Source organism: Frankia torreyi (assembly GCF_000948395.1).
In the GTDB taxonomy this organism is placed as follows: domain Bacteria; phylum Actinomycetota; class Actinomycetes; order Frankiales; family Frankiaceae; genus Frankia; species Frankia torreyi.
Genome location: NZ_JYFN01000133.1, coordinates 1 through 2,510 on the forward strand (window position 1 = coordinate 1; position 2,510 = coordinate 2,510).

At 74.7% G+C, this 2,510-nt stretch carries 2 protein-coding genes and 6 pseudogenes; all 8 read right to left on the minus strand.

Annotation, left to right across the window (positions count from 1 at the left end; all coding sequences use genetic code 11):
* Window positions 1-126: NlpC/P60 family protein (locus FF36_RS39770; protein WP_242423007.1), on the minus strand; the 126-nt coding region annotated here is incomplete at its 3' end.
* 93 nt (window positions 127-219) lie between these two features.
* A partial coding sequence (locus FF36_RS40260; RefSeq protein WP_277913003.1) for a hypothetical protein occupies window positions 220-267 on the minus strand: 48 nt, incomplete at both ends.
* Window position 268: 1 nt separating this feature from the next.
* Window positions 269-411 (minus strand): annotated as a pseudogene (locus FF36_RS39775) (lysozyme family protein); the annotation flags it as partial.
* Between the two features lies 1 nt (window position 412).
* Window positions 413-723, minus strand: a pseudogene (locus tag FF36_RS40265) (lysozyme family protein); the annotation flags it as partial.
* A pseudogene (locus FF36_RS40270) lies at window positions 720-1,102 on the minus strand (replication-relaxation family protein); the annotation flags it as partial. The pseudogenes FF36_RS40265 and FF36_RS40270, both read right to left, overlap by 4 nt.
* A 1-nt stretch (window position 1,103) precedes the next feature.
* Window positions 1,104-1,685, minus strand: a pseudogene (locus FF36_RS39785) (replication-relaxation family protein); the annotation flags it as partial.
* Window positions 1,682-2,035 (minus strand): annotated as a pseudogene (locus FF36_RS39790) (type VI secretion protein); the annotation flags it as partial. The pseudogenes FF36_RS39785 and FF36_RS39790, both read right to left, overlap by 4 nt.
* Window position 2,036: 1 nt before the next feature.
* Window positions 2,037-2,212: pseudogene (locus FF36_RS40275) on the minus strand (hypothetical protein); the annotation flags it as partial.
* Window positions 2,213-2,510 lie beyond the last annotated feature (298 nt).

Consider the following 2,510-nt stretch of genomic DNA (forward strand, 5'->3'; position numbering starts at 1 on the left):
GTACTGGTCCTGGGCGACGCGGGGAAGGCGCACACCGGCAGCCTGGGCGGCGGCCTGGGTGAGTCCGGAGCAGTCGAAGCCACGGTCTCCGGCTGCGGGCCCGTCGCCGCCCCACTGGTAGGGCAGGCCGAGTTGNGCGGTGGCGTAGTCGACCGCGACCGCCGCGGCCCGGGACGGCNGNGGCACCTCGTCCCCGNCCCCGCCGGTANNGTCGCCGCNGGTGTGGTCGGTATAGCTGTTCGCGGTGCTGAGGACTCTCGCGATATANGCGTCGTCGTGATTATAGGAAAATAGGGCGCCGTGGATATCGCGGCCGCCCGAGGCGCCGGAGGCGCACAGGTAGGCGGCGGCGGTGAATATCGCGTCGGCGGGGTCGTTGATGTCCGGGCCGCCGCCGTCGGCGTCGACGGCNTAGGCGGCGAACGTGGCGGGCAGGAACTGCATCGGCCCCTGCGCCCCGGCATCCGAGGTCCAGTCGGGGTTGCGACCGTGGTCAGTCTCGGTCTTGCCGACGGCGGCGAGCACGGTCCAAGACAGGCCGGGGCAGGTGGCGGCGGCGGCGAGGTAGAGCTGCTGGTAGTCGGCGGGAATGTCGTCGGCGGCGGTCTGGCTGGGCGGATCCCCACCGCCGAGGTCGGCCAGGCTCAGGACCCCTGCGGCGGCGGCGAACAGCAGCAGGACCAGGCCGGCGAGGACCGCACCGGCCGCGGCGAGTGCTTTCACGCGCCCAGATGCAGCACGGGCGGTCGTGGGTGGGGGGCCGGGTCGGGGTCGGCCGGGTCGCTGCCCGGCGGGGGGTCCAGCGGGCGGGTGGGGTGCAGCGGGGTGCCGTAGCGGCGGGTGAGCCCGTCCAGGTCGACGCGGGCGGTGGCGTGCAGGGGCAGCCAGACCGGGCGGGCGGGGGCGAGGTCGTCGTCGGCGTCGGGGGCGGTCAGCGGGCCGGGGGCGGCGGTGATGACGGTGACCCCGGGTGGGCTGGTGCGCAGCGCCGCCCGCAGGTTCGCCTCCCGCCGGGCGCTGGGGAGCCAGATCAGCAGTGGGGTCACGATGCCGCTGGCGGCGGCGAGGCGGCTGTAGGCGGGGAGTTTCCCGAGGACGCGGGNGAGGGGTTCGGTGCCGCGGTCGACCTCGACCATGACGTCGAGGCGGCGGTGTCCGTCGACCCAGACTCCGTAGCCGTCGGGGCGCACGACCCGCCCCCAGGTGTCGGCGGCGCGCCGCTCGGACCACCAGGTGACCAGCCCGTTGCCGTCGGGGCGGCCGCGGCTGGCATGGACCAGGGCGGTGAACAGGGTGTTGACGTCGGCGAGGTGCGCGAGGCGGGTGCCGTGGGCCAGGGCGTGGAGCCGGTCGCGGCGGTAGCCGAGATCCCGGACGCTGATGCCGCGTTCGGCGGCAAGGACCGCCGCCCCGGCAGTGCCGAGGACGTAGTGCAGGGGGGCGGCGATGAGGCGGTAGTTCGGGTGGACCCGGTCGACGACGCCGAGACGGTGCAGGGTGGCCAGGCGCATCCGGGTCTGGCGTTCGCCGTCGAAACACAGCCGGGTGATGTGCCGGCGGGTCAGCACCTGATGTTCGAGCAGCATGCCCAGCAGCCACCGGTCGCGGGCAGTGAGCCGCCCGGCGAGCTCGAGCAGCAGCGCGTCCTGCGAACGGGCCGAGCTTCGGCGGGAGGGAGGAGTCATGCCCCGCCCCCGTGCGGCTGGCCGGGTCGGGGATCGGCGGACGGTCGGGGCCGGGGTTCGTGAGCACCGGCCGTGGGGGCGGTGTGCCGGCGGGCCGCGGTGCGTAGGCCCGCTGCCCGGCCGGGTACCGCGCCGGGCAGCGGCCGGGTTCGCAACGTGAACGCGGCGCTGTCCGCGCCGCCGACGATCAGACGGGTCGCGGCGGTGAACGCGGGCAATCTGGCGAGGTCGTGGTGGGACAGGACGGGAGTGACGTGACGGGCGAGCTCGGAGGCGTCCCGCGGGCTCACCGCGAAGAACACCTTGCTGCGCGCGTTGGTCGACAGGGCGTCGGCGAGATCGGCGGGGAGNTGGCGTAGATGCTGGTGGGCCAGGACCATCGACAGCCGGTAGCCGCGGGCTTCGGCGAGCATGTCCTCGATCGCGCCCGGCAGGGTCAGAAAGTTTTGGCATTCATCCAGGTAGGCGGCGCAGTCTGCCCGCCGGGCGGGGGGCACGGCCGCGCGGCGCAACGCGGCCTGCCACACCTTCGCCAAGACGATGCTGCCGATGATCTGGGCGCCGTCCTCGCCGATCGCGCCTTTGGGGACACGGACGAGCAGGATNCCGCCGCGGTCGAGGACGNCGGGCACGTCGATGGTGGACTCCCCGCCNGCCAGCGCCGCNCGNGCGAAGTCNCNNAGCAGNAGCGCGCGGAGTTTGTTCATCAGCGGGCCGACGGCNGCGGCGCGCGCCCCGTCGGACAGCTCCGAGTACCAGTCCCAGAAACCGCCGAGGATCGGGTCGGACACCTTCGCGGCGGCGGCCCGGCGGGCCCGGGGATCG